The organism is Jiella flava (assembly GCF_017349315.1).
Lineage (GTDB): Bacteria > Pseudomonadota > Alphaproteobacteria > Rhizobiales > Rhizobiaceae > Jiella > Jiella flava.
In genome coordinates this window covers 12,436-35,822 of record NZ_JAFMPP010000014.1, presented here as the reverse complement: position 1 = coordinate 35,822, position 23,387 = coordinate 12,436, and the positions used below count along the sequence as shown (strand labels likewise).

22 protein-coding genes are annotated in these 23,387 nt (G+C 64.9%); 12 read left to right on the top strand and 10 right to left on the bottom strand.

Annotation, left to right across the window (positions count from 1 at the left end; all coding sequences use genetic code 11):
- Nucleotides 1-48 precede the first annotated feature (48 nt).
- Nucleotides 49-858: a GGDEF domain-containing protein gene (locus J1C48_RS14995; protein ID WP_207258811.1), complete on the bottom strand. Its 810-nt coding sequence runs from the start codon at nucleotides 856-858 to the stop codon at nucleotides 49-51.
- A 673-nt stretch (nucleotides 859-1,531) separates the two neighbouring features.
- Between J1C48_RS14995 and J1C48_RS14990 the strand changes: the two genes are divergently transcribed.
- The 5 genes from J1C48_RS14990 (at nucleotide 1,532) to J1C48_RS14970 (ending at nucleotide 7,238) form a co-directional block, all read left to right on the top strand.
- A complete protein-coding gene (locus J1C48_RS14990; RefSeq protein ID WP_207258810.1) occupies nucleotides 1,532-2,539 on the top strand; it encodes an LLM class flavin-dependent oxidoreductase in 1,008 nt (335 codons plus the stop codon).
- A gap of 135 nt (nucleotides 2,540-2,674) precedes the next feature.
- Nucleotides 2,675-3,922: a hypothetical protein gene (locus J1C48_RS14985; protein ID WP_207258809.1), complete on the top strand. Its 1,248-nt coding sequence runs from the start codon at nucleotides 2,675-2,677 to the stop codon at nucleotides 3,920-3,922.
- Entirely contained in the window at nucleotides 3,919-4,506 is a 588-nt protein-coding gene (locus J1C48_RS14980; protein ID WP_207258808.1) for a protein-S-isoprenylcysteine O-methyltransferase, read from the top strand. The genes J1C48_RS14985 and J1C48_RS14980 overlap by 4 nt, the downstream gene beginning before the upstream one ends.
- A gap of 174 nt (nucleotides 4,507-4,680) precedes the next feature.
- The gene (locus J1C48_RS14975) at nucleotides 4,681-5,967 is read left to right on the top strand and encodes an MFS transporter (protein ID WP_207258807.1); all 1,287 of its coding nucleotides are present in this window, start codon (nucleotides 4,681-4,683) and stop codon (nucleotides 5,965-5,967) included.
- On the top strand, nucleotides 5,964-7,238 hold the full coding sequence (locus tag J1C48_RS14970; RefSeq protein WP_207258806.1) for an arsenic transporter: 1,275 nt from the start codon (nucleotides 5,964-5,966) through the stop codon (nucleotides 7,236-7,238). The genes J1C48_RS14975 and J1C48_RS14970 overlap by 4 nt, the downstream gene beginning before the upstream one ends.
- 69 nt (nucleotides 7,239-7,307) lie before the next feature.
- Here the strand turns inward: J1C48_RS14970 and J1C48_RS14965 are convergent, their stop codons facing one another.
- The 3 genes from J1C48_RS14965 to J1C48_RS14955 form a co-directional block, all read right to left on the bottom strand.
- On the bottom strand, nucleotides 7,308-9,173 hold the full coding sequence (locus tag J1C48_RS14965) for a DEAD/DEAH box helicase (protein ID WP_207258805.1): 1,866 nt from the start codon (nucleotides 9,171-9,173) through the stop codon (nucleotides 7,308-7,310).
- Nucleotides 9,174-9,412: 239 nt separating this feature from the next.
- Complete coding sequence (locus tag J1C48_RS14960; RefSeq protein WP_207258804.1) at nucleotides 9,413-10,390, bottom strand: WD40 repeat domain-containing protein; 978 nt, start codon at nucleotides 10,388-10,390, stop codon at nucleotides 9,413-9,415.
- A complete protein-coding gene (locus J1C48_RS14955; RefSeq protein WP_207258803.1) occupies nucleotides 10,390-11,499 on the bottom strand; it encodes a CobW family GTP-binding protein in 1,110 nt (369 codons plus the stop codon). The genes J1C48_RS14960 and J1C48_RS14955 overlap by 1 nt, the downstream gene beginning before the upstream one ends.
- Before the next feature lie 214 nt (nucleotides 11,500-11,713).
- Here J1C48_RS14955 and J1C48_RS14950 point away from each other — a divergent pair, with 214 nt between their 5' ends.
- Both J1C48_RS14950 and yddG read left to right on the top strand, forming a co-directional pair.
- Complete coding sequence (locus J1C48_RS14950; protein ID WP_207258802.1) at nucleotides 11,714-12,112, top strand: acyl-CoA thioesterase; 399 nt, start codon at nucleotides 11,714-11,716, stop codon at nucleotides 12,110-12,112.
- A gap of 164 nt (nucleotides 12,113-12,276) precedes the next feature.
- Entirely contained in the window at nucleotides 12,277-13,119 is an 843-nt protein-coding gene (gene yddG, locus J1C48_RS14945) for an aromatic amino acid exporter YddG (RefSeq protein ID WP_231081825.1), read from the top strand.
- 5 nt (nucleotides 13,120-13,124) lie between these two features.
- Here yddG and J1C48_RS14940 read toward each other — a convergent pair whose 3' ends face one another.
- Both J1C48_RS14940 and gloB read right to left on the bottom strand, forming a co-directional pair.
- Nucleotides 13,125-13,568 carry a cupin domain-containing protein gene (locus J1C48_RS14940; protein WP_207258800.1) on the bottom strand — a complete coding sequence of 148 codons (444 nt, stop codon included), beginning with the start codon at nucleotides 13,566-13,568 and terminating at the stop codon, nucleotides 13,125-13,127.
- Nucleotides 13,568-14,338 (bottom strand): hydroxyacylglutathione hydrolase, encoded by a 771-nt coding sequence (gloB, locus tag J1C48_RS14935; RefSeq protein WP_207258799.1) that lies wholly within the window; start codon nucleotides 14,336-14,338, stop codon nucleotides 13,568-13,570. The genes J1C48_RS14940 and gloB overlap by 1 nt, the downstream gene beginning before the upstream one ends.
- 303 nt (nucleotides 14,339-14,641) lie before the next feature.
- Between gloB and J1C48_RS14930 the strand changes: the two genes are divergently transcribed.
- Complete coding sequence (locus J1C48_RS14930) at nucleotides 14,642-15,412, top strand: class I SAM-dependent methyltransferase (protein ID WP_207258884.1); 771 nt, start codon at nucleotides 14,642-14,644, stop codon at nucleotides 15,410-15,412.
- 101 nt (nucleotides 15,413-15,513) lie between these two features.
- Entirely contained in the window at nucleotides 15,514-16,332 is an 819-nt protein-coding gene (locus tag J1C48_RS14925; protein WP_207258798.1) for a DUF2066 domain-containing protein, read from the top strand.
- A gap of 245 nt (nucleotides 16,333-16,577) precedes the next feature.
- On the opposite strand, the gene J1C48_RS14920 is transcribed toward J1C48_RS14925, so the two are convergent.
- On the bottom strand, nucleotides 16,578-17,831 hold the full coding sequence (locus tag J1C48_RS14920) for a GTP-binding protein (RefSeq protein ID WP_207258797.1): 1,254 nt from the start codon (nucleotides 17,829-17,831) through the stop codon (nucleotides 16,578-16,580).
- Nucleotides 17,832-17,916: 85 nt separating this feature from the next.
- Here J1C48_RS14920 and J1C48_RS14915 point away from each other — a divergent pair, with 85 nt between their 5' ends.
- The 3 genes from J1C48_RS14915 to fghA all read left to right on the top strand — a co-directional run bounded on the left by J1C48_RS14915 (nucleotide 17,917) and on the right by fghA (nucleotide 20,410).
- Nucleotides 17,917-19,026, top strand: a complete 1,110-nt coding sequence (locus J1C48_RS14915; protein ID WP_207258796.1) for an S-(hydroxymethyl)glutathione dehydrogenase/class III alcohol dehydrogenase — start codon at nucleotides 17,917-17,919, stop codon at nucleotides 19,024-19,026.
- 8 nt (nucleotides 19,027-19,034) lie between these two features.
- Nucleotides 19,035-19,490 (top strand): GNAT family N-acetyltransferase, encoded by a 456-nt coding sequence (locus J1C48_RS14910; protein ID WP_231081812.1) that lies wholly within the window; start codon nucleotides 19,035-19,037, stop codon nucleotides 19,488-19,490.
- Between the two features lie 74 nt (nucleotides 19,491-19,564).
- A complete protein-coding gene (gene fghA, locus J1C48_RS14905) occupies nucleotides 19,565-20,410 on the top strand; it encodes an S-formylglutathione hydrolase (protein ID WP_207258795.1) in 846 nt (281 codons plus the stop codon).
- A gap of 87 nt (nucleotides 20,411-20,497) precedes the next feature.
- On the opposite strand, the gene J1C48_RS14900 is transcribed toward fghA, so the two are convergent.
- The 3 genes from J1C48_RS14900 to metX form a co-directional block, all read right to left on the bottom strand.
- Entirely contained in the window at nucleotides 20,498-21,247 is a 750-nt protein-coding gene (locus J1C48_RS14900) for a sulfite exporter TauE/SafE family protein (RefSeq protein ID WP_231081811.1), read from the bottom strand.
- A 152-nt stretch (nucleotides 21,248-21,399) separates the two neighbouring features.
- Nucleotides 21,400-22,065, bottom strand: coding sequence for a methionine biosynthesis protein MetW (metW, locus tag J1C48_RS14895; protein ID WP_207258882.1), 666 nt, complete (start codon nucleotides 22,063-22,065; stop codon nucleotides 21,400-21,402).
- Entirely contained in the window at nucleotides 22,065-23,264 is a 1,200-nt protein-coding gene (gene metX / locus J1C48_RS14890; RefSeq protein ID WP_207258793.1) for a homoserine O-acetyltransferase MetX, read from the bottom strand. The genes metW and metX overlap by 1 nt, the downstream gene beginning before the upstream one ends.
- Nucleotides 23,265-23,387: the final 123 nt, after the last annotated feature.

Sequence of the window (23,387 nt, the reverse complement as noted above, 5' to 3'; positions counted from 1 at the left end):
CCTCGCCGTGCCGACCGGCACTGCCAAGACCGGACGACGCCGGCGCCCTCAGGCGGCCGACTGAACCGGCTTGAGCAATGTCTTGGCGAGCGGATCGACAAAAACAAAGACTTGCCCCCGCCCCCGGCGTTTGGCCTCGTACATCGCCATGTCGGCGGAGCGGATCAGATTGGTGACGGTGCAGTCTGGGGTGTTGCGCACCGCAACGCCGATACTTGCACCGATTTCGACGCGGCAATCGTCGACCCAATAGGGGGCCGAAATCTCCCGAAGCATCCGATCAGCCGCCGCCTTCGCCGCGGCGACGCAATTGCCGCTCGACAGAACCGTAAATTCGTCACCGCCGACGCGAGCGACGATGTCGGCGGGATCGCAGACCGAAACGAGCCGCGCCGCGACGGCCCGCAACACCGCGTCGCCGACGGCGTGGCCATATTTATCGTTGACCGGCTTGAAGCCGTCGAGATCGATGAAGATCGCCGCGACCGGCGCATCGCGCGGAATTTCCCCAACTGCCTCTTCGAAGGCGCGTGCGTTCAAGAGACCGGTGAGCACGTCGGTCCGGGCCGCCACGCGTTCGCGATAGCGGCCGTTGAACACCTCCATGAGGATCCGGCTTTGCTGATGGCTCATAGTGATCACGCTAAGCGGCAGAACGAACATCAGCGCCGCAACGGCAATCAATTCCGGCCGCCCCGACATCAGAATGAACGGGATCGCGCACAGCCCCGGCGCCATCGCCTGTGGCAGACCGATCAGCGGACGAACGGCGGCGTAATTGATCACTCCCATGGAAAAGGCGGCGAGCAGCGCCGACATGATTGCAAAGCTGAGATCGTCGCCTGCCATCGCGGTCATTCCCGTCGTCAAACCGACGCAGACCGCCGATGGAACGCCGAACATCGCGTAAAGCAATTGTAGCTTTTCGAGCAGCTCCCGACTCCGGATCCGACCAATCCGCTTTCTGAGGTGCAAGATAAGAACGGCGCGCGCGAACATGATCGACACGCCGACGGTCGATGTCCACAAGATCACGTGATTGCCAGTCCGGGCGTAAACGATCGACGCCGCTGTCGCGTAACTCATGCTGGCGGAAAAAACCGCGCCTCCGGACCCGAATAAAAATTTGACGACATCACGAAGGACGGAGAATTCAAGATGCCTCCCGAGCATCCTGCCGTAGAAATTCATCTGTGGTAAACTCCACTGAATATTCGGCGAACCCCTATGTCCGGCGAGTTTCGATATATTTAAAACGACCTGGAAAATTGCCCGAAGCGCCGCCCAGGCCCCGGCTGAACACTACCGTTGATATTATAATTTATTATTACCTTCTTTAAATTGAAAACCATCTCATCGTGAAAGCCGGGCTTGTGTCGACAATCGTTTCACCGCAATGCCACCACTCGCTGCAACCCATTCCGCGCTGTGAACACTGCGGCCACGGCCGACCGCCCCTCTTTTCGCGCGGCAAGAGTAGAGCCATCTCAAGCGCAGGACGTCGTGTCGCAATCGATCCGGAGCAACGATCATGCCCCTCTTCTCCGTTCTCGACCTTTCGCCGGTGCCCGATGGCAGCACAGTTCACGACGCCTTGCGCAACTCGGCCGCGCTTGCCCGCCACGCCGAGACGCTGGGCTATACGCGCTTCTGGATGGCCGAGCATCACAACATGCCCGGCATCGCCAGCGCCGCGACGGCGGTGGCGCTGACCTATATCGCCGGCCAGACGGAGACGATCCGCGTCGGCGCCGGCGGCGTCATGCTGCCCAACCACGCCCCGCTGGTAATCGCCGAGCAGTTCGGCACCCTGGCAACGCTTTACCCGGGCCGCGTTGATCTCGGCCTCGGCCGCGCGCCCGGCACCGACATGGGCACCGCCCGCGCCCTCAGACGCAACCTCGCCGGCGCCGACAGTTTCCCGCAGGACGTCGTCGAGTTGATGGATTATTTCGCGGATGCCCCAGCGGCGCGGGGCCCGCACGCGATCCCCGGCGTGGGCACGCAGGTGCCGGTCTTCATCCTGGGCTCGAGCCTTTACGGCGCACAACTCGCCGCCCATCTCGGTTTACCCTATGCCTTTGCGTCACATTTTGCGCCGGCGGCCCTCGATCAGGCTCTTGCGGTCTATCGCGAGACTTATCGCCCCTCCGAGCGTCATCCCCGACCCTATTTCATCCTCGCCGCCAACGTCTTCGCGGCCGAAACGGACGACGAAGGGGCGTTGCTGAAGAGCTCGATGGAGCAGGCTTTCGTCAATCTGCGCACCGGCAACCCGGGCAAACTCCCCCGGCCACAGGACGGATATCGCAATGGGCTCGACGGGGCGGCGCAGGCCATGCTCGATCAGGCGCTTGCGGTTTCCGCGGTCGGCTCGCTTGCCACGGTTCACGGCCAGCTCGCGGCCTTCGTCGAGCGCTGGCGCCCCGACGAGGTGATCCTGACCGGACAGATCCACAATCATGCCGCGCGACTGCGCTCCTTTACCATCGCCGCCGAAGCGATGCGCCGGATCAACGCGGCGCGCCAGGCCGCCTGAGGCAACACAAGACAGGCCGCGCCGCCATTGCCAGGCGCCCGGTGCAACGTAGGGGCAGGAAAACGCTTTTTCTCAAGCGCTCAGTGGGTTACAGCCTCAACGCCAAGGACACGTTGCCCCGATTGAGGAGAATGCATGATCACGCGCCGGCTCGTCTGCCTGTTTCCCGGCTTCGAACCGATGCGCGCCGATGCGCATATCAAACGCTTCCGACGCGGCGCGGAATGTGCCGCGGCGCTCTGGGATCTTGCGATCGGCATCGAGCAGCCAGCCGACAACGCCGGACCTCATAGCCTCTTCCCGCGCTTGCGGGTGCGCACCGGCGGCGGCGCGACCGGCAATCCGCCTTGGCGCACCGACACCGAGATCGTGATTTTCGACTGGGGTGACCTCATTCTTGCCTATGGCGCGCGGCCAGTCTGGAAACGACTTGCCACCGGCTATCTCGGCCTTGCCGACGTCTTCGCCTCCGGTACGGCGTTTCGCTATTTTCGCATCAGCTGGCGCTACGGCCTGTTCTATCTGTTTCCGATTCTCATCCTCTTCGGCGCGGGCGGTCTCGGCCTGTTGCTCGGCAGTCTTGCTAAGGGCCTTGCCGTCAACCTCGGCCCTCTTGCCGCCGCGGCCATCGGCATCGCGACGGGTCTCATCGTGCTTGGTGGCCTGCTGTTTCTCGCCCAGCGGCGCCTACATCTCCTCACCGCTCTCGACGATTGGGCGATGGCCCGTGACATCTGCCGTGACCGCAACCTCGACATCCGCAATCGCATCGCCTTACAAGCCCGTCAGCTCGCCACCTGCTTTGCCGAGGCCGGAGCCGATCCCGACACCGAAGTCGTCGTGGCCGCCCACAGCCTCGGCGCGGTGATGGCGGTCTCGGCGATGGCCCAAGCGCTGCAGGACAATGCTGGCGGCGGGCCGCAGCCGCATATCCTCACCGTCGGATCGAGCCTGATGAAGACGGCGCTGCATCCGGCCGCCCGCCAACAACGGACCGCGGTCAAGGATCTGACCGTGAAACACAAACTGCCCTGGACCGACTGCCAGGCGCTGTCCGATCCGATCAATTTCTACAAATCCAACCCCACCGCCTCTCTCGGCATCGAGGATGCCCGCACACCACGGGTCGTGCGGGTGCATTTCAAGAAGCTGGTGAAGCCGGACACCTACAAGCGCATCAAGCGTGACTTTTTCCGACTGCATCGCCAATTCGTGCTACCGGTCGAGCGGCGCGCGCCCTATTCGTTCCACCTGCTCTTGATCGGCCCGAATCGCCTCGCCCGCTTTGCCTATGACGAGAGCGTCGACGTGCCGCCGTTAAAAGCGCAGCCGGGGCCTCCCAAAGACATTTCGGCCAATGCGCCGAACGGAGAACCCGCATGACCACGGTCCTCACCGGCAAGATCGCCTGGGTGCTTTTGGTCATCGGCTGGTATGTGATCCGCTATCCGTTCGAGCGCCGGGCCAAGCGGCGCCGGGTGGAAAAGAGCGCCCGCGGCCGCGCCGAGACGATCCGCATGCTGATCTCGCTCTGCGGCCTCGGCATCGTGCCGGGGATCGTCGTTGCCACCGGCTTTCCGAGCGCAGCAAGCTACGTTCCGTCACCAATTCAGACCGGCCTCGGCCTTCTTGCGCTGGTCTTCGCCCTCGTCCTGTTTCGCCTGACCCATAAGGCGCTCGGCAAGATGTGGTCGGTCTCCCTCGACATTCGCGAAAAGCACGAGCTCGTCACCAAAGGTATCTATCGCCATGTCCGCCATCCGATGTACACGGCGTTCTGGACGATGGCGCTGGCGCAGGCGCTGCTTTTGCCGAATCTCGTGGCGGGTCTTGCCGGACTGATCGGCTTCGGCACCCTGTATTTTCTGCGCGTCGGCCCGGAAGAGGCGATGATGGAGGAGACGTTCGGCGACGAATATCGCACTTATCGCGCCCGGACGGCTCGGCTGATCCCCGGCATTTATTAAGACGGGAACCGGTTGCCGGCCTGCGAGTTCAAGGGGGCGACCCTGTCGATCGTCACTGTCACATAACGTTCGTTCAACGGGCCGCCTGCGGGCGGCACCCGGACGGATCCCAAAGGACGGCTGCCAGGGTGAGTGTTCACGCCGCATCTCCCCGCCGCCACCCAGGATTTCAAGGTGTCTGCAACCAGCACTCCGTCTCGTGACGGCGATCTGTCGGCAAAAAGCCGCTCGATCAGGGCGCTCTCTGCCCTCAATTTTTGCCTGGCCGACGTCCGCGACGGGCTCGGACCGTTTCTCGGCGTCTTTCTCATCGGCCAAGGCTGGGACGCCGCGACGATCGGCCTGGTGACGACCATCGGCGGGATCGCCGGCATGCTGGCGACGACGCCGCTCGGAGCGCTCGCCGACGCGACGCGGTTCAAACGAGCGATGGTGGCGATCTGCGCGGTGTTGACGATCATCGCCTCGCTGATCATCCTGTTCGTCCCGACCTTCACCGTCGTCGCCGCCTCGCAGGTCGCGACCGCCATCGCCGGCGCCGCCATCGCCCCGGCGATCGCCGCGCTCACCCTCGGCATCGTCGGCCAGAGCGGCCTTGCCCACCAGCTCGGCCGCAACGAGGCCTGGAACCACGGCGGCAACGGCATCGCCGCGGCGCTCGCCGGCATCTTCGGCTATTTCTACGGCCTGCCGGCGGTGTTCGCGCTGATGACCGTCTTGGCCGTGCTCTCGCTCATCGCGCTCTTCCGCATCTGCCCCAACGACATCGACCACGACGTCGCCCGTGGCCTCGAATCCGGCGCCGGCCAAAGCGAAACTCCGCAGCGCTTTCGCACGCTGTTCACCAATCCTCGCCTGCTGGTGATGGCCGGCACGCTGCTGCTCTTCCATCTCGGCAATGGCGCCATGCTGCCGCTGCTCGGCCAGCACATCGCCACGAACGGCGCTGTGAATTCCGCCGCCTATACCGCGATCACCATCATCATCGCTCAGGTGACGATGATCCCCCTGGCCCTCCTCGCCTCGCGGATCGCTGGTGCCAAGGGCTATTACTACCTCTTCCTCGCCGCCCTCATCGCGCTGCCCTTGCGCGGGCTGATCGCCGGGACTTGGGGCTCGCTCTATTCGGTGGTGCCGGTGCAGATGCTCGACGGCGTCGGCGCCGGTCTGCAAGGCGTTGCGGTGCCGGGGATGGTGGCGCTGATCATGCGCGGCACCGGCCGCGTCAATGTCAGCCTCGGCGCCGTTGCCACCGTCCAGGGCATCGGCGCGTCGCTGAGCCCGGCGCTCGGCGGCTACATCGCGACGGCCTACGGCTTTCCGACCGCCTTCCTGTCGCTCGGCGCCATCGCGGTTCCCGCCGTCGTCATGTGGCTGGCCTTCGGCCCGATGATGCGCCCGGCGCTCGCCGCCGAGCGTGAACGCGAGACGAGACGAGCCGAGGCCACACAGTCCGCATGACGACGCTGTACCTGCCCGAGACCCGGACGCTGGCGACCGCGGCGATCTCCGCTGTGGCGATCGGCGGCGTGATCATCCGCCCCTTCGGCTGGCCGGAATGGATCTTTGCGACCGTCGGCGCGGTGATTCTCGTTGCCGCCCAGCTCCTGCCTGTCGCGGACGGCTGGCAGGGCATCGCATCTGGAACCGACGTCTATCTGTTCCTCGCCGGCATGATGCTGTTGTCGGAAATCGCCCGGCGCGAGGGCCTGTTCGATTATCTCGCCGCACGAGCTGCGCGGGCCTCCAGCGGCTCACCCGTCCGTCTGTTCAGCCTCGTCTTCGCCGTCGGCACCATCGTCACCGTGTTTTTGTCGAACGACGCAACCGCCGTGGTGCTGACGCCGGCCGTCATCGCCGTCACCCGTGCGGCGAAGGCCAAGGATCCGATCCCCTATCTTTTGATCTGCGCCTTCGTCGCCAATGCCGCGTCTTTTGTTCTTCCGATCTCCAACCCGGCCAATATCGTGGTGTTCGGCGCGAATATGCCGCCGCTCGGCGATTGGCTGGCGCGCTTCGCCCTGCCCTCGCTGGCGGCGATCGCCGCGACCTATCTTGCGCTGCTGCTGGTGACGAAGACCCGGCTCGGCGAGACGATCGATTCCGATGCCGAAACGCCCGCCCTCACCCGCGGCGGTCAGATCGCCGCCTTCGGCCTCGTCCTCGCCATTCTGGCGCTGCTGACGGCCTCGGCGCTCGGCGCGGAGCTCGGCCTGCCGACGGCCGCCGCGGGGCTCGCAACCCTCGTCTTCGTTGCGATCGGCGAGCGGCGGAGCCCGGTTCCAGCACTGGCCGGCATCTCCTGGTCGACCCTGGTTCTCGTCGCCGGGCTGTTCGTCATCGTGCGGGCACTGGACCGGATCGGCCTCGAGGCGGCGCTCGTCGCGGCGCTGCATCAGCTCGTGCAAGAGGCCGCTACCCTTGCCGCTCCGATCGCCGGCGCCACCGTCGCCGTCGCCACCAACCTCACCAACAACCTGCCGCTTGGTCTCGTCGCGGGCGGCGTGGTGGACGCTGCCCATGTGCCGACCGCGATCACAAGCGCGGTGCTCATCGGCATCGATCTCGGCCCGAACATCTCGGTCACCGGGTCGCTGGCGACGATCCTCTGGCTGCTGGCGCTGCGGCGCGAGGGCATCGAATATGGCGCTTTGCGGTTCCTGAAGGTCGGTCTGGTGGTGACGCTGCCGGCGCTGGTGCTGGCCCTCGCCGTTCTGACAATCACCGCTTAAGCGCATCGGCCCGAAAACCGGAGGCGATTTTCGGGCCGAAATTGACAGTCCAGTCGAGCGCGCTGGGCCTCAGCCCTTGGAGCGTTTGGGCTTGCGCGGCCTTTCATGCGGCGGCGTGGACGGCGCGCTGTCCACGCCCTCTGGTCGCGGCCCCTTGCGATGCGGCTTCTTGGCGCGGGGCGGCTGATCGAAACCGGGCTTGTCGCCGCCGCGGCCTTTACCGCCCTTGGCGAATTTGCCACCCGGGCCACCCGGTCCGCGCCGCTCGCCCTTGCCGAACTTGCCGCGCGGTGCTTCCGCCCCGCCCGGTCCGTCGGCAAGCGAAATGGTGATGTCGTCGCCGTCGCTGACCTCAGCCGCCGCCGCGAATTTCTTCGCCACCGCCTCAGCGACCTCGAACTTGGTCTCGCGATCATAAATCTTGATCGCACCGATCTCCTGGCGGGTGATTTTCCCGCGCCGGCAGATCAGCGGCAAAATCCACTTCGGATCGGCATTGTTGCGCCGGCCGACATCCATGTGGAACCAGGTGACCGGCCCGCCGCGGGCATGGTCCTTGCCGCCGCGTTCGCCGCGCTCGCGGCCCTTGCCGGCAAATTCGCGGGCTTTCAGGTCAGGGCCGAAGCCCGGATCGAAGACGTCTTCCGGCGCCGGCAGTCGCGCGCGATAAAGCCGCACCAGCGCCGCCGCCAGATCCTCGGCGCTGCGGGTTTCGAGCAGCCGCTTGGCCACCGACAGCTCGTCTTCGCTGGCCGGATCGGTCAGCAACGGATCGGCAAGCAGCCGCTCCTCGTCGAGCCGGCGGATCGTCTCGGCAGACGGCGCGCCGCACCACACCGCCTCGACATTGGCTTCGCTGAGCAGACGTTCGGCCTTGCGGCGGCGGGAGATCGGAACGAGCAGCGCCGACACGCCTTTGCGCCCGGCCCGGCCGGTGCGGCCCGAGCGGTGCTGCAGCGTCTCGGCATCGCTCGGAAGTTCGGCGTGGATGACGAGGCCGAGGCTCGGCAGATCGATGCCGCGCGCCGCGACATCGGTGGCAACGCACACCCTCGCGCGGCCATCGCGCAGGGCCTGCATCGCCTGGTTTCGCTCGGCCTGGCCCAGCTCGCCCGACAGCGTCACCGCCGAAAAGCCGCGCTCGATCAACCCCGAGGAGAGATGCCGGACGGATTCGCGGGTGTTGCAAAAGACGATGGCGCTCGGCGATTCCGCTTCGCGTAGGATATTGACGATGGCGTGTTCGACCTCGTTCGGCGCGATGCGGATCGCGCGATATTCGATGTCGGCATGGCCGGATGCGCCGCCTGTCACCTCGATGCGCATCGCGCCGCGCTGATAGCGTTTGGCCATCGCCATGATGGTCTTCGGCAAGGTGGCGGAGAAGAGCAGCGTGCGGCGCTCGGCCGGGGTCGCTTCAAGCAGGAATTCGAGATCCTCGCGAAAGCCGAGATTGAGCATCTCGTCGGCCTCGTCGAGCACCAGCGCGCGCAAGGCGCCGATCTGCAGCGCTCCGCGCTCCAGATGATCGCGCAGCCGGCCGGGCGTGCCGACGACGATATGGGCGCCGCGTTCGAGCTTGCGCCGCTCGGCGCGCGGATCCATGCCGCCGACGCAGGTGACGATCTCGGCGCCGCTGTGCGCATAGAGCCAGGTCAGCTCGCTGGTCACCTGAATGGCCAGCTCGCGCGTCGGCGCAACGACCAGTGCCATCGGCTCTCCGGCCGGGGCAAAGCGGTCGTCCTCGCCGAGCAGCGTCCCGGCGATCGCCAAGCCGTAAGCGATCGTCTTGCCGGAGCCCGTCTGGGCCGAAACCAGGAGATCGCGGGTTTCCGTCCCCTCTTCCAGAACCGCGTCCTGAACCGGCGTCGGCTCTGCATAGCCACGCTCGGCAAGCGCACGCACGAGCGGAATAATGGTCGTTCGAAACGGCATAAACTGTCCTTGGAAAGGGCGGCCCGCGGCCTTTACGGCGCGCGACGTCGAAATGGCTCCACCCGCCGCTCCTATGACACAGGGCGTTCGCGGGTTCAAATGATCGATGGGATTTTGCAGCTCGGCGGCTTCGACAAAGCGGCGCTCGTCATCCGCGGGCTCCCACCCGAGGATGACGAACGTCTCAGTCAGCGCTCGATCCGGCCAACAGCCGCGACGGGTCGCACCCCCTCACTCTCTCACCCTGCGATATCCACCACGCCGGCCTCGCCGCTCTCGGCGCCGAAGGCGAGCAGGCGGCCGGCCCGGTCCCAAGCCATGGTCCTGACCGGCGATGATCCGCCCCGGCGCAGCAGCGCCTCCTTGGAGTCGGCAAAGCGCACGGCAAGGATCATCCCGTCATTGTAGCCGATCGCCAGCATGTCCTCGGCCGGATGGCAGGCCACGGCGGTGACCATCGCGTTGCCTCTGGTGCCAAGCTCGATCGGCGCCTTGCCCATCGGCCCATCCTTGCCGGAAAACGGCCAGAGGATCGCCGCCGGCGCGCCGGATGTCGCCAGGAACTTGCCCTTGGCGGACCACGACCAATCCTTCACCTTGGCGGGATAGCCGGTCATGCGCATGTGCTTGCCGTCGTCGAGACGCCACCCATGCAGAGCGTTCTCCTGCATAATCGTAACGAGGAAACGGCCGTCCGGCGAAAAGGCAGCGTCAAGATGCGCGCCCTTCCAGCCGAGCATCGCCGGCCCGGCATCGGTCGCCGGGAAAAACAGCGAGGCGCCGTCGTAGTGAGCGGTGGCAACGCGCAAGCCCTTCGGGGCAAAGGCCAGGCCCTCGACCGTGCGCGGATGCTTCAGTTCCTTCAGCGCGCCCTTGGCCGGCACGACATAGGCACTGCGCCCTGAAGCAAAGCCGACCGCACCATTCGGCCCGCCGGCAACGGCGCCGATCCACCTGCGGCCGATCGCGGCGATCTCCTCGATCTGTTCGCCATCGATTGTGGCGACGACCCGGCCGTCCTCACCGCCGGTCAGAAGCCGTTTGCCGGAGCTGTCATAAACCGCGGAGAGCAACCCGCCCTCATGCAGAACGAGGCTGGTCTCGCCGCCGGCCGGCAGACGCAACGTGCCGTCGGCCAGCGCAAAGGCCGGCCGATCCTTTAGAAAACATACCGTCTCGATGAATTCGGGAAAGTCGTAAGCGGCAATCGACGGCATCAGGCCGGAGCCTTTGCTTTGGCGGCACAGGCGGCAAAACCGGCTTCGAGCTCCTCATGGTCGAGTTGCCGGCCGATGAAGACCAGACGGCTGACGCGCGCCTCGTCCTCGCGCCAGGGGCGCTGATGATCGCCCTCGATGATCATGTGGACGCCCTGCACGACATAGCGGTCGGGGTCGTCATTGAACGCGATGATGCCCTTCAGCCGCAGGATGTTCGGCCCCTGCTCCTGGGTCAGTGCCTGGATCCAGGGGAAGAACTTCTTCGGCTCCAGCGGCCCGCCCTTCAGGGAAATCGAGGTCACCGTCACATCATGGATCGGCGAGACGCCCTCGCCGTGATGATTGTGGTGGTGGTGCTCATGATCGCAATCCGGGCCGCAAGCGTGATCGTGGTGGTCATGGTCATGATCGTGCGTGTGAGCGTGCGCCTGGGCCTCCTTCGCCGCATCGATGAAGTCCGGGTCACCGTCGAGCACGCGCTTCAGGTCGAAGGCCTTCTGATCAAGGACCTTCGATATCTCGATCCCGGCCCGTTCGGTGCGGTGGATCACGGCATGCGGGTTGATCGCCCGCACCGTCGCCTCGACGGCAACGAGTTCGTCCGCCGTGACCAGATCCGTCTTGTTGAGGAGGACGACGTCGGCAAAGGCGATCTGATCCTCGGCTTCGCGCGAGTCCTTGAGCCGATGCGGCAGGTGCTTGGCGTCGACCAGCGCGACCACGGCGTCAAGTTGCGTCTTCGTCCGAACATCGTCGTCCATGAAGAAGGTCTGGGCGACCGGCACCGGATCGGCAAGGCCGGTGGTTTCGACGATAATCGCGTCGAACCGGCCCTTGCGGCGGGTCAGCCCTTCGACGACGCGGACGAGATCGCCACGCACCGTGCAGCAGACGCAGCCATTGTTCATCTCGTAGATCTCTTCGTCGCTCTCGACGATCAGATCGTTGTCGATACCGATCTCGCCAAATTCGTTGACGATAACCGCATATTTCCGTCCATGATCCTCGGAGAGAATACGGTTGAGCAGCGTCGTCTTGCCGGAGCCGAGATAGCCGGTGAGAACGGTCACGGGAATCGGCTGAGCCGTGCTGGCTGTCTCGGACATCGGGGTCTCCTCGTCTTGCAAAAATTTTTGACGCCGACCGCATATAATCGTCGCGGATGTGGAATGCACGCCTTTCAAACCGCGCCGTTTCACTCTCGGTGCCGCCGCTCGCTTGGTCGGCGTGGTCTTGCCTTCGGCATCTTCGCGTCGCTTATGAGGGCGAAGTTCGGCGTGATTTGTCCGATTCTGCACTGAAGGCTGACGAGGTTTGGAAATGAACAAAAGCGACGTAACGCCGAAAGGCGAACTCACCGTTCGCATTCCGGCGATGCCGGCCGACGCCAATTCCAATGGCGACATTTTCGGCGGCTGGGTCGTCTCGCAGATGGATCTCGCCGCCGGCATCCGCGCCTCGGAGCGGGCGCGCGGCCGCGTCGCGACGGTTGCCATCAACACACTGGTGTTCAAAAAGCCGGTAAAGATCGGCGACACGCTCTGCGTCTACACGGCCATCGAAGAGGTCGGCCGCACGTCGATCACACTGGCACTCGAAGCCTGGACGTCGGGGCTCACCTCGCGCGCCCGCACCAAGGTCACCGAGGGCGTGTTCGTCATGGTCGCAATCGACGACAATGGTCTTCCGATGCCGGTTCCCGCCGAGTCCGTCGACTGAAGCCTTCCTTTACAGTGCCCCTAGTGCCGAAGCCTGAGGTTGAATATCGGCGGACAACACGATCGGGCGTCCTGGCCTTCTGCCGGCGCTCAAAATGTCGGCGGGAACGCTGTAAAGGAAGGACGATCGATTTGGGCACGGCGCTCGGATTTTCCGCGATCTTGATGTGGGCCTTGCTGGCGCTGCTGACGTCCTTGAGCGGCGACGTTCCGCCGTTCCAGCTCGCGGCGATGAGCTTTGCCGTCGCCAGCGCCATCGGTCTCACCATGCTGAAGCTGCGCGGAGCGAACTGGCGCGTGTTTCGCCAGCATCCGATGGTCTGGCTCGTCGGCGTCGGCGGACTGTTCGGCTATCACGCGCTTTATTTCGGCGCGCTCCGCCATGCGCCAGCGGCCGAAGCGAGCCTGATCGCCTATCTCTGGCCGTTGCTGATCGTCATCGGCTCCGCCTTCATGCCCGGCGAGCGGCTGCGCTGGTTCCACATTCTCGGCGCGCTTTTCGGCTTGTGCGGCGCAGCGCTCATCGTCACCCGCAACGGCGGTTTCGCGCTCGATTCCCGCTACCTTCTCGGCTACGGGCTGGCAGTTCTCTGCGCGCTGACATGGTCGAGCTACTCGCTTCTTTCGCGCCGTTTCGCAACCGTGCCGAGCGACGTCGTCACCGGCTTTTGTCTGGTCACAGCAGCCCTTGCGCTCGTGGCCCATCTCGCGTTCGAAACCACCATCTGGCCGGGGAGCGTGGTCTCCTGGGTCGCGGTGCTTTTGCTCGGCCTGCTGCCGGTCGGCGGCGCCTTCTATGTCTGGGACTACGGAGTCAAGCACGGCGACATCCAGATCATCGGCGCGGCCAGCTATGCCGCGCCGCTGTTGTCGACGCTGATCCTGATCCTCGCGGGCAATGCGGCGATGCGCTTCGAAATCGCCGCGGCGGCAATGTTGATCACCGCTGGGGCCGCGCTCGCCGCCCTGCCCGTCTTCAAACGCCTGCTGCAGCAGGCCAAGGCCTGATCGCGTCAGCTCTTGCGCGGCGTCGGGCGCCAATCCTTCGGCGCCATTTCAAAGGCCTTGAAGTCGAAGCCTGGGGCAACCGTACAGCCGACCAGCGTATATTCGCCGAGCGAGGTTGCCGTCTGCCAGCATCCGGCCGGCACGACGAATTGCGGCCGCTCCCCCACTTCAATGTTCGGCCCAAGGCGGTGGGCCGAGGCGTCGTGGCCGTTTTCCGATACGGTGATCACCAACGGCGCGCCGGCATACCAGTGCCAAACCTCGGCGGCATCGCGCACCCGGTGCCACTCCGACGTCTCGCCGGCCTCGAGAAGATAATAGATCGCGGTCGAGCGGGATCGCCCGCCCTTGTCCGTGCGCTCGTCCCGGAATGTCTCGCGATACCAGCCGCCTTCGGGATGCGGCTTCATATCCAAGCTCCTGACGATTTTGAGCGCGGCAGAACTCATCAGTACTGATCCCTTTTCTTTCTGATCGCTGCGAAAACCTCCGCCGGATCGGCGCCGGTCATCCCCATGGCGGAGATGAGATCCGGATGGTCGGCCCGCAAGAACGGATTCGTCTTCTTCTCCCGCTCGAGCAGCACGGGCAAGGTCGGACGGCCATTGCGACGCAATTCATCCACCTCGCGAGCGCGCTCCTGCAAGGCGACATTGTCCGGATCGACGGAGAGCGCGCATTGGGCGTTGGTGGCGGTGTATTCGTGGCCGCAATAGAGCATGGTCTCGCCGGGCAGAGCGCGCAGCCGCTTGAGCGATTCCCACATCATCGCCGCGTCGCCTTCGAACAGGCGCCCGCAGCCGAGCGAAAACAGCGCGTCGGCGGCAAACACCGCCCGCGCCTCCGGCAGATAGTAGGACACCTCGCCGAGCGTGTGCCCCGGTGTTGCGATCACCTCGACACGCACCCCGCCGACATCGATGGTTTCGCCGCCGGCCACCGTGCGGTCGAGACCGGGGATCTTCAGCCGTTCCTTGTCGGGTCCGATGATTTCGGCCTGAAAGCGCGCCTTCAGCGCCTCGTTCGCTTCAACATGGTCACCATGATAGTGCGTGGTGAGAATATGCGTCAGTTGCCAGTTCTCCGCCGCCAGCGCGTCGACGATCGGCGCTTCCTCCGGTGCGTCGATCGCGATGGTCGTGCCGGTTTCGGCTTCGTGAACGAGCACACCGAAATTGTCGCTTCGGCAGGAAAACTGCCGGATTTCAAAGGATGCCATACTCGCCGATCCCCTCTTCTGCAGCGGGAGAAAATTTTGCGCCGCCAGTCACCGCCGCCGCCTGCCGCCACGTCTTGCTGCTTCTTTGGCCACCCGCCTGACGCGAAGCCACGGCCGAAAACGGCCCGACGACGGTTTCGGACCAGCCTTGCTTGACCTTATATGGGATAAAGCCGCCGTGCTGAAACCTTCGTGCGCCGGGCGTCCTCTGCATAAGAGGAACAGGCCAACACTTTGAATCTGCGCGTCGCGCCTTCGAGAGCCGATCGAAGTTCGCGGGCCGATCCGGGAGGAGACTGCGCCCTGTCGACCAATGCCGACATCATCGATCTGTGCGATTTCTACGCATCGCCCCTTGGCATCACTGCAGCCCGATCAATTTCGCTGGCGCTCTCGCCGCTCTGGCGGCCAATCTCGGAAGAGCGGCTTTTGGGTCTTGGCTATGCGACGCCGTATCTTTCACGTTTCGAGGGCGGCTGCGAACGCTGCCTTGCCTTCATGCCGGCCGGCCAAGGGGCCGAGCGCTGGCCGGCCGGACAGCCGCTGCGCACCGCGCTGGTCGGCATCGAGGAGATGCCGCTCGGCGATTCCTCCGTCGACCGCATCCTGATGATCCATGCCCTGGAGTTTGCCGAAAACCCCGAGGCTCTGATCGCCGAAGCCTGGCGGGTGTTGGCGCCGGGCGGCAGCCTGATCGTCGTGGTGCCGCATCGGCGCGGCGTCTGGGCCCGTTTCGAACACACGCCCTTCGGCTCCGGCCGCCCGTGGTCGCGCAGCCAATTGACGGGCCTGTTGCGCTCCGCAACCTTTACGCCCCATGCCTGGGGCGAAGCTTTGTTGTTTCCGCCCTTCCGCCGTCGCTCGCTGCTCGGCTTCGCGTCGGCATTGGAGCGCGTCGGCCGCAAATTCTGGCCGATCTTCGCCGGCGTCGTGATCATCGAGGCGGTGAAGCAGCTGCATCGCGGCATCCCGGTGACCTCTGCCGCCAAACAGCGCAAGGTCGCCAAGCCGGTGCTCGTGCCCGCCGGCGCCGGCGCCGGTGCCCGCGCGATGCTGTGCAAGCGTGAGACATAACGCGACGAACGGCGGACGAGGTCCATGGAAAAGCCGCGTCCCCCGACACACTGTGGTGTCTGTCGGCGTCAAGCGCAGGCCGGGATGGAGGGGGAAACGCGATGCGGTCGATCATCAAGCCGGTTCGATGGGCGGCCCTTGCCCTTTTGCCCGCCGTTCTGCTCGGCGCAGCGACGATCAAGGGCCCCGATCTCTACACCGCGACCACCTTCGTAACCGGACAGCGCCTGGAAACCCGCAAGCCGGGGATCGAAGAGGCCATGAAGACTGTCCTGCAGAAGGTGACGGGCGCAGCGCGCATTCTGGCAAGCCGCGACCTCGACGCTGTTCTCGCCACCTCGGAAAGCGCAGTCGTTCGCTACAGCTATCACGACCGCATGGAAGGCATTCCCCACCACGACGAACAGGGCTCGCGCGACCGCCCCTATGACCTCACGGTCCATTTCGATCCGGCGAAAATCGACGCGATCGTCGCGACGCTCGGCTATCGCAAATGGCCTTTGCCGCGCCCGACGATCACGCCGCTCGTGCGGGTGGATTTTGAAAGCAATCGCTTTTTCGTCGCCAGCGACGCCGAGATGGGAACCGGCGAACGAGACGCCCTTCTGGCCGAGGCCGCCAAGCGGGGGCTGCCGCTCGCCCTGCCCGATCGATCGATGCTGCAGCAGGCGAACGCCGCGTCCCTCGACATGGACGCCCCGCCCCCCGCCTCGCTCGTTGCGATCGCCAAGCGCGCCCACGGCGCGGCCGTTCTGGTCGGCATTCTTGACTGGGACGCCGACAAGCTGGTTTGGAAATCCCGATGGCTGATGCCGTCCGAGGGGACGATGTCGCGCTGGCAAGCCACCAGCGAGACATTCGACGGCGCGTTTCGCGCCGGCCTCAACGGCGCCGCGGCGCTCCTGTCAAAGCAGCCCTGAAGCGTTCGCTACACTGGCGAGCGCTTGAAGCTTAGGCTTAATCGCCCGCCCTTCGAGGCGCCGACTTTGCGTCAACACCGGACCGATACCTGACCAACGTGGTCCCCGCGCACACCATCAACCACCCGCAACTCCCTGCATGCGCCGTGCATTCGACCGGACGCGCCGAGGACGCTCGCAATCATGGCGTTTCAGCATCCTGCTTTGCGACAATCGATTCCAATTTTCGACCTCTGCCGTTGCGCTCACGCGCTTGGCGCGGCCGCCCAGACCGGAAACGGATCGGGCATCTCCGTATAGGCCGAGAGGCAGAACTCGGACGTATCGTCAACGAGGCAGGCGTCGAGCGCCGCGCGGATCGCCGCCTCGTCCATGCCGGCGCCAATGAAGACGATCTCCTGGCGGCGATCGCCCCACATGTCGCTCCAGTTCTTCGCCACCATCGCCCGCCATTCGGGGTGTTCCGGCCACCGGCTTTCCGGCAGCGATGCCCACCAGCGACCGAGCGGCGTGATCCGGGCCAGCGCCCCGGCAAGAGAAAATTCGCCAACCCAGTCCGGCCGCGTCGCCAGCCAGAAATGTCCCTTGGCGCGGATCAGACCAGGAAAGGTGAGCTTGCCGAAGGCATCGAACTTGACAGGATCGAAGGGCCGACGGGCCCGATAGACGAAGCTCGACACGCCGTATTCATCAGTCTCTGGAACGTGGCTCTCATAGCCATAAAGTTCCTTGGCCCAGAGTGGACGCTGCTGTGCCTTTTCCTCGTCGAAGAGGCCGGTTTCCAGCACCTCGGACAGCGGCACTTGGCCGAAATCGGCTTCGATGATCTTCGCGTCGGCATTGAGGCCGCGCACCACCTTGCGCACCTGATCGGCGGTGTCCGGCGCAACATCGGAGATCTTGTTGATCACCACCACATCGGCGAATTCGATCTGCTCGACATGCAGATCGACGAGGGTGCGCTCATCTTCCTCCCCGGCGATCTCGCCCCGATCCTTCAGGAACAGATGCGAGCCGTATTCGCGCAAGAGGTTCACCGCATCGACGACGGTGACCATCGTGTCGAGCCTGGCGATGTCAGACAGGCTCTGCCCGGCTTCGTCGCGGAAGGAAAAGGTCGCCGCCACCGGCAGCGGCTCGGCAATCCCCGTGCCCTCAATCAAAAGATAGTCGAAGCGCCCCTCTTGCGACAGCCGTCGGACCTCCATCAAGAGATCGTCGCGCAAGGTGCAGCAGATGCAGCCATTGGTCATCTCGACGAGCTTTTCGTCGGTGCGCGAGAGACCGGCGCCGCCGCCGCGCACCAGATCGGCGTCGATGTTCACCTCGCTCATATCATTGACGATGACAGCGACGCGCCGCCCCTCGCGATTGTCGAGGACGTGATTGCGCAGCGTCGTCTTGCAGGCCCCGAGGAAACCGGACAGAACGGTGACAGGCAAGCTGGCAAGCGCCCCACGCACCGCATTCCCGGCCGTGCCCGCCAAATTCCGCGCCATTGCCCGTTTTGTCGGCCGTTCGGGATTTCCATTCCGCTGCGAAATCGCTAGCAAGCCTGTCAGGGCACATCACTGGAGAGCTTGCATGAAAACACGCGCTGCCGTCGCCTTCGAAGCCAAGAAGCCGCTGGAAATCGTCGAACTCGACCTGGAAGGCCCGAAACAGGGCGAAGTGCTGGTCGAGATCATGGCGACCGGGATCTGCCACACCGACGCCTACACGCTCGATGGGTTTGATTCGGAAGGCCTCTTTCCGTCGATTCTCGGCCATGAGGGCGCGGGTATCGTGCGCGAGGTCGGCGCCGGCGTTACCTCGGTGAAGCCCGGCGATCACGTCATTCCGCTGTACACGCCCGAATGCCGCCAGTGTAAGTCGTGCCTGTCCGGCAAGACCAATCTGTGCACCGCGATCCGCGCCACGCAAGGCAAAGGCCTGATGCCGGACGGCACCACGCGCTTTTCCTACAAGGGCCAGCCGATCTACCACTATATGGGCTGCTCGACCTTTTCGAACTTTACCGTTCTGCCGGAAATCGCCCTCGCCAAGATCCGCCACGACGCGCCCTTCAAGACCGCCTGCTATTGCGGCTGCGGCGTGACCACCGGCGTCGGTGCCGTGGTCAACACGGCAAAAGTCGAGCCGGGCGCCAATGTCGTCGTCTTCGGCCTTGGCGGCATCGGTCTCAACGTCATCCAGGGCGCCAAGCTCGTCGGCGCCGACAAGATCGTCGGTGTCGACCTCAACAACGACAAGAAGGCGTGGGGCGAAAAGTTCGGAATGACGCATTTCGTCAACCCGAAGGAGATCGACGGCGATATCGTCGCCCATCTCGTCGAGCTGACCGGCGGCGGCGCCGACTACACCTTCGACTGCACCGGCAACACCACGGTGATGCGCCAGGCGCTCGAAGCCTGCCACAGAGGCTGGGGCGTTTCGGTGGTGATCGGCGTGGCCGAGGCCGGCAAGGAGATTTCCACCCGGCCGTTCCAGCTGGTCACCGGCCGCGTCTGGAAGGGCTCGGCCTTCGGCGGCGCGCGCGGGCGTACCGACACGCCGAAGATCGTCGACTGGTATATGGACGGCAAGATCCAGATCGACCCGATGATCACCCACACCCTCAGCCTCGAGGAGATCAACAAGGGCTTCGATCTCATGCATGAGGGCAAGTCGATCCGCTCGGTGGTGGTGTTCTGAGCGGCCCGGTGGACGAGATCGCGCTCCGCTGGAGCGCGTTCGACGAATTGTCAGGGCGGGAGGTCCACGACCTCCTGCGCCTGCGCATGGATGTGTTCGTCGTCGAGCAGGCCTGCGCCTTCGCGGAGATCGACGGCAAGGACATCGACGCGCTGCATCTTAGGCAATTTTCCGGCGAGACGCTGATCGGTTGCCTGCGGGTGCTGTCACCGGAGGGCGAGCCGGTGCGCATCGGCCGGATCGTCACGGCGAAGGATTTTCGCAGCCAGGGCCTCGGCCACGAGATGCTGGTCGAAGCGTTGCGCTATGTCGCCGATCGCTTCGCCGAGCGCGAAGTCGTGCTCTCGGCGCAGGCCCAACTGCAGGGCTTTTACGCCCAGCATGGCTTCGAACCGGCCTCCGCTCCCTACGACGAGGACGGCATCGCCCATATCGACATGAAACGTCCCGCGCCACGGCACTGAGCGGAGCCGGCGCATCGTGCCGCGAGGCGGATCGACGTCTTGGCTGCGGCGCGACAGCAATTGGAGAACGACCAATGACGATCAAAACCGTTTCGACCAACTTGACCCATGGCGGCGTTCAGGGCGTCTATCAGCACGCTTCGAAGGAAACCGGCACTGAGATGACCTTCTCGGTCTTCGTGCCGCCCCATGCAGAAGGCGCAACTCTCCCGGTGGTCTGGTATCTCTCGGGCCTCACCTGCACCCATGCCAACGTCACCGAAAAGGGCGAATTCCGCAAAGCCTGCGCCGAACTCGGCCTGATCTTCGTCGCGCCGGACACCTCGCCGCGCGGCGAGAGCGTGCCGGACGACGTCGAGGGCGCCTACGACTTCGGCCTTGGCGCCGGCTTCTATGTCGACGCCACCGAAGCGCCATTCGCCACGAACTACCGGATGTGGTCCTATGTGACCGAGGAGCTGCCGGCCCTCATCGCCGACGAGTTTCCCGTCGCCGACATGAGCCGGCAGTCGATCATGGGCCACTCGATGGGCGGCCACGGCGCGCTGACAATCGGCCTCACCTTCCCGGATCGTTTCAAGGCGGTCTCGGCCTTCGCGCCGATCGTCGCGCCGAGCCAGGTGCCCTGGGGCCACAAGGCCCTGCCCGGCTATCTGGGTGAAGACAAAGCGCGTTGGCGCAAGCACGACGCCGTCGCGCTGATCGAGGACGGCGCCCGGGTCGAGGCCCTGTTGGTCGATCAGGGCACCGCCGACAACTTCCTCGAAGGCCAGTTGAAGCCGGAGCTTTTGAAGACCGCCTGCGCCAGCGCCGGGATCGATCTGACCCTGCGCCTGCAGGAGGGCTACGACCACAGCTACTATTTCATCTCGACCTTCATGCCGGACCATCTCGCCTGGCATGCCGCGCGGCTGAAATAGACCACTTCGGTCGATTCGATCGATTGAGCGAAACCAGGACGGGCGAGCGCGAGATAATTTTGGGCTCGCCCTTTTCGTTGTCGCGGCTCAGTGAAGCAGCGGATCGAGAACCGGCAGGCCGAAAAGACACGCCGCCGCGATCAGACTGAGAGCGATCGCCCGAAACGTCGCTTCGCTGGCGAAGCCGAACAGCTGCGTGCCGCCATAAAGACCGAGCCCGTAGAGTGGTCCGGTGACGCAGGCGAGCGGCACCAGCGGCCAGATGAACAACCCGCCCATCGTGTAGCTTGCGACCGTGATCACCGTCGACACGGCGAAATAGCCGACAATATTGGCACGCACGATATCCTGGCTGGCGGGGCTGCCAAGCCAATAGGCGACGACGGGGGGCCCGCCGGTGCCAGCCGCCCCGGAAAACACGCCTGAGATCGCCCCGACAAGCACCGTCAGCGGCGGCGTCGGGCGACCGCGATAACGCCGGCCTGATGCCAGTAGCGCCAAGAGCAGCGCAACGACGGCGGCAATCATCCAGCGCAGCGCGAGCGGATCCATCGTCGCCAGAAGATGCGCGCCGAGCGGCACACCGATCAGCCCGCCGATCACCATCACGGCGATGTTGCGTTTGTCGGCCTTGGGCCAGGCGTCGGGCAAAAGCCCGAGCGAGGCGATCCCGTCGACGATCAGCAGCAAAGGGGCGGCGAGCTTCGGGCCGACCACAGCGCTCGCCAGCGGCATGAAAATCAGCGCCGCGCCGAAGCCGGCAAAGCCGCGGGCCAAGCCCGCGATGAAGGCCGCGGCCGCAATCAACAGCATCTGCGGACCCGTGCGGTCCGCCATCAGGAAATCCAGCATCGAAAGCCCAAAGCCCGGCAAACGCTTGCAGCCCTTGGCCGAAGCGACTGGCCTCTATCATCGTGTTTCGGAAGGTCCGCCGGCGCCCGGCGCGAGCGCATCACGGAATCACCCAAGCCGGATCGCTTATACGCCGATCAGCGTTTCAGCACGAACACCGCCTGCTGGCCGAAAAGGTTCCAGAACCACCAGGGCATCTTCATGCCCATTTTCTGACCGGTCGCGTTGATCGCGATCGCGGTCTCGACGGTCGCGCCCAGCTCGTTCTCGGCCAGTTCGACGAAGTCGCGGATGGTGCAGAAATGAATGTTCGGCGTCTCGTACCAGGCATGGGCGAGATTGGCCGTCACCGGCATGCGGCCGCGAAAGCCGAGCGCATAGCGGATCGACCAATGACCGAAATTCGGGAAGGAGACGATGGCCCGCTGACCGATGCGCAAAAGCTCCGACAAAACGACCTTTGGATTGCGCGTCGCCTGGATCGTCTGGGAGAGGATCACATAGTCGAACGCATCGTCCTGATAATGGACGAGATCGCTGTCGGCATCCCCCTGGATGACCGACAGGCCGCGCGCGACACACTCGTTGACGCCGGTCTGGCTGAGCTCGATGCCGCGCCCGTCGACCTGCCGCCGCGCTTCAAGCAACGCCAATAAGGCCCCGTCGCCGCAGCCGATATCGAGCACGCGCGACTTCGCCGTGACGAGCTCGGCGATCACCGCCAGATCGAGGCGAATCGCAGCCGGTGCGGCCAGCTCGCCATTCGCACCTGAGGCGACCGGCCGGCCTTCGACAGAGGACATCATCGGGAAAGCCCCCTCGCCCGCGCCGCCGACGAGACGAAGCCGTCGATCGCGTCGAAGAAATGCGGCTCGTCGAGCAGAAACGCGTCATGGCCTCGGTCGGTCTCGATCTCGACGAACGAGACCGACGCCGCCGCCGCGTTCAGCGCATGGACGACCGCCCGGTTCTCATCCGTCGGAAACAGCCAATCGGATGAGAAGGAGACCAGACAGAAGCGCGTCTGCGAACCCTGGAAGGCGCGCGCCAACGATCCCCCGTAGTCGGCAGCGATGTCGAAATAGTCCATCGCCCGAGTCATGTAGAGATAGGAGTTGGCGTCGAAACGGTCGACGAAGGTCATGCCCTGATGGCGCAGATAGCTCTCGATCTGGAAATCGGCGTCGAAGCCGAAGCCGAAGGCTTCGCGATCCTGCAGGTTGCGGCCGAATTTGCGCTGTAGCGCCAGCTCCGACAGATAGGTGACATGCGCCGTCATCCGGGCAACGGCGAGGCCCTTGACCGGCCGCTTGCCCTGCAAGAGATAGCGCCCGGCGGCCCAGTCCGGATCGGCCATCACCGCCTGGCGGCCCACTTCGTGAAAGGCGATGTTTTGAGCCGAATGGCGCGCGCCGGTGGCGATCGGTAAGGCGGCGAACACCTTGTCCGGATAGCTGACCGTCCATTGCAGCACCTGCATGCCGCCCATCGAGCCGCCAATCACCGCAAACAGCGTGTCGATGCCGAGCCGCTCAACCAGCATCTTTTGCGCCCGCACCATATCACGAATGGTGATCACCGGCAGGCTGAGGCCATAGGGCTCGCCGGTCTCCGCATTGATCGAGGCCGGTCCGGTCGAGCCGAGACAGCCGCCGATCACGTTGGAGCAAATGACAAAGTAGCGGTCGGTGTCGATCGGCTTGCCGGGACCGATAATCGACGACCACCAGCCGGGCTTGCCGGTCACCGGCGACTGGCTGGCGGCGTAGTGATCGCCTGTGAGCGCATGGCAGACGAGGATCGCGTTCGACCGGTCGGCGTTCAGCGCACCGTAGGTATTATAGGCAAGCTGGAACGGCGCGAGATCGATGCCGGCATCGAGATGCAGCGGCTCGTCATGGCCGAACACCGCCACGGGGCTGGAAGGCTCCAGCGCCTCGCGATTTCCCGCCGCGCTGGTCGCGGCGGCGTTGGCGGTGTCGACGGTCGTTGGCGACGTCACGGTCTCAAGTCTGCCTTATTGGATCAGCCCCACTAGAGCGGAATGCGATAAACTGGAATCGCCATTCCGCTCTAAGCCATTGTTTTGCCGCATGATGTGACCCGAAAAGTCATGCAACTTTTC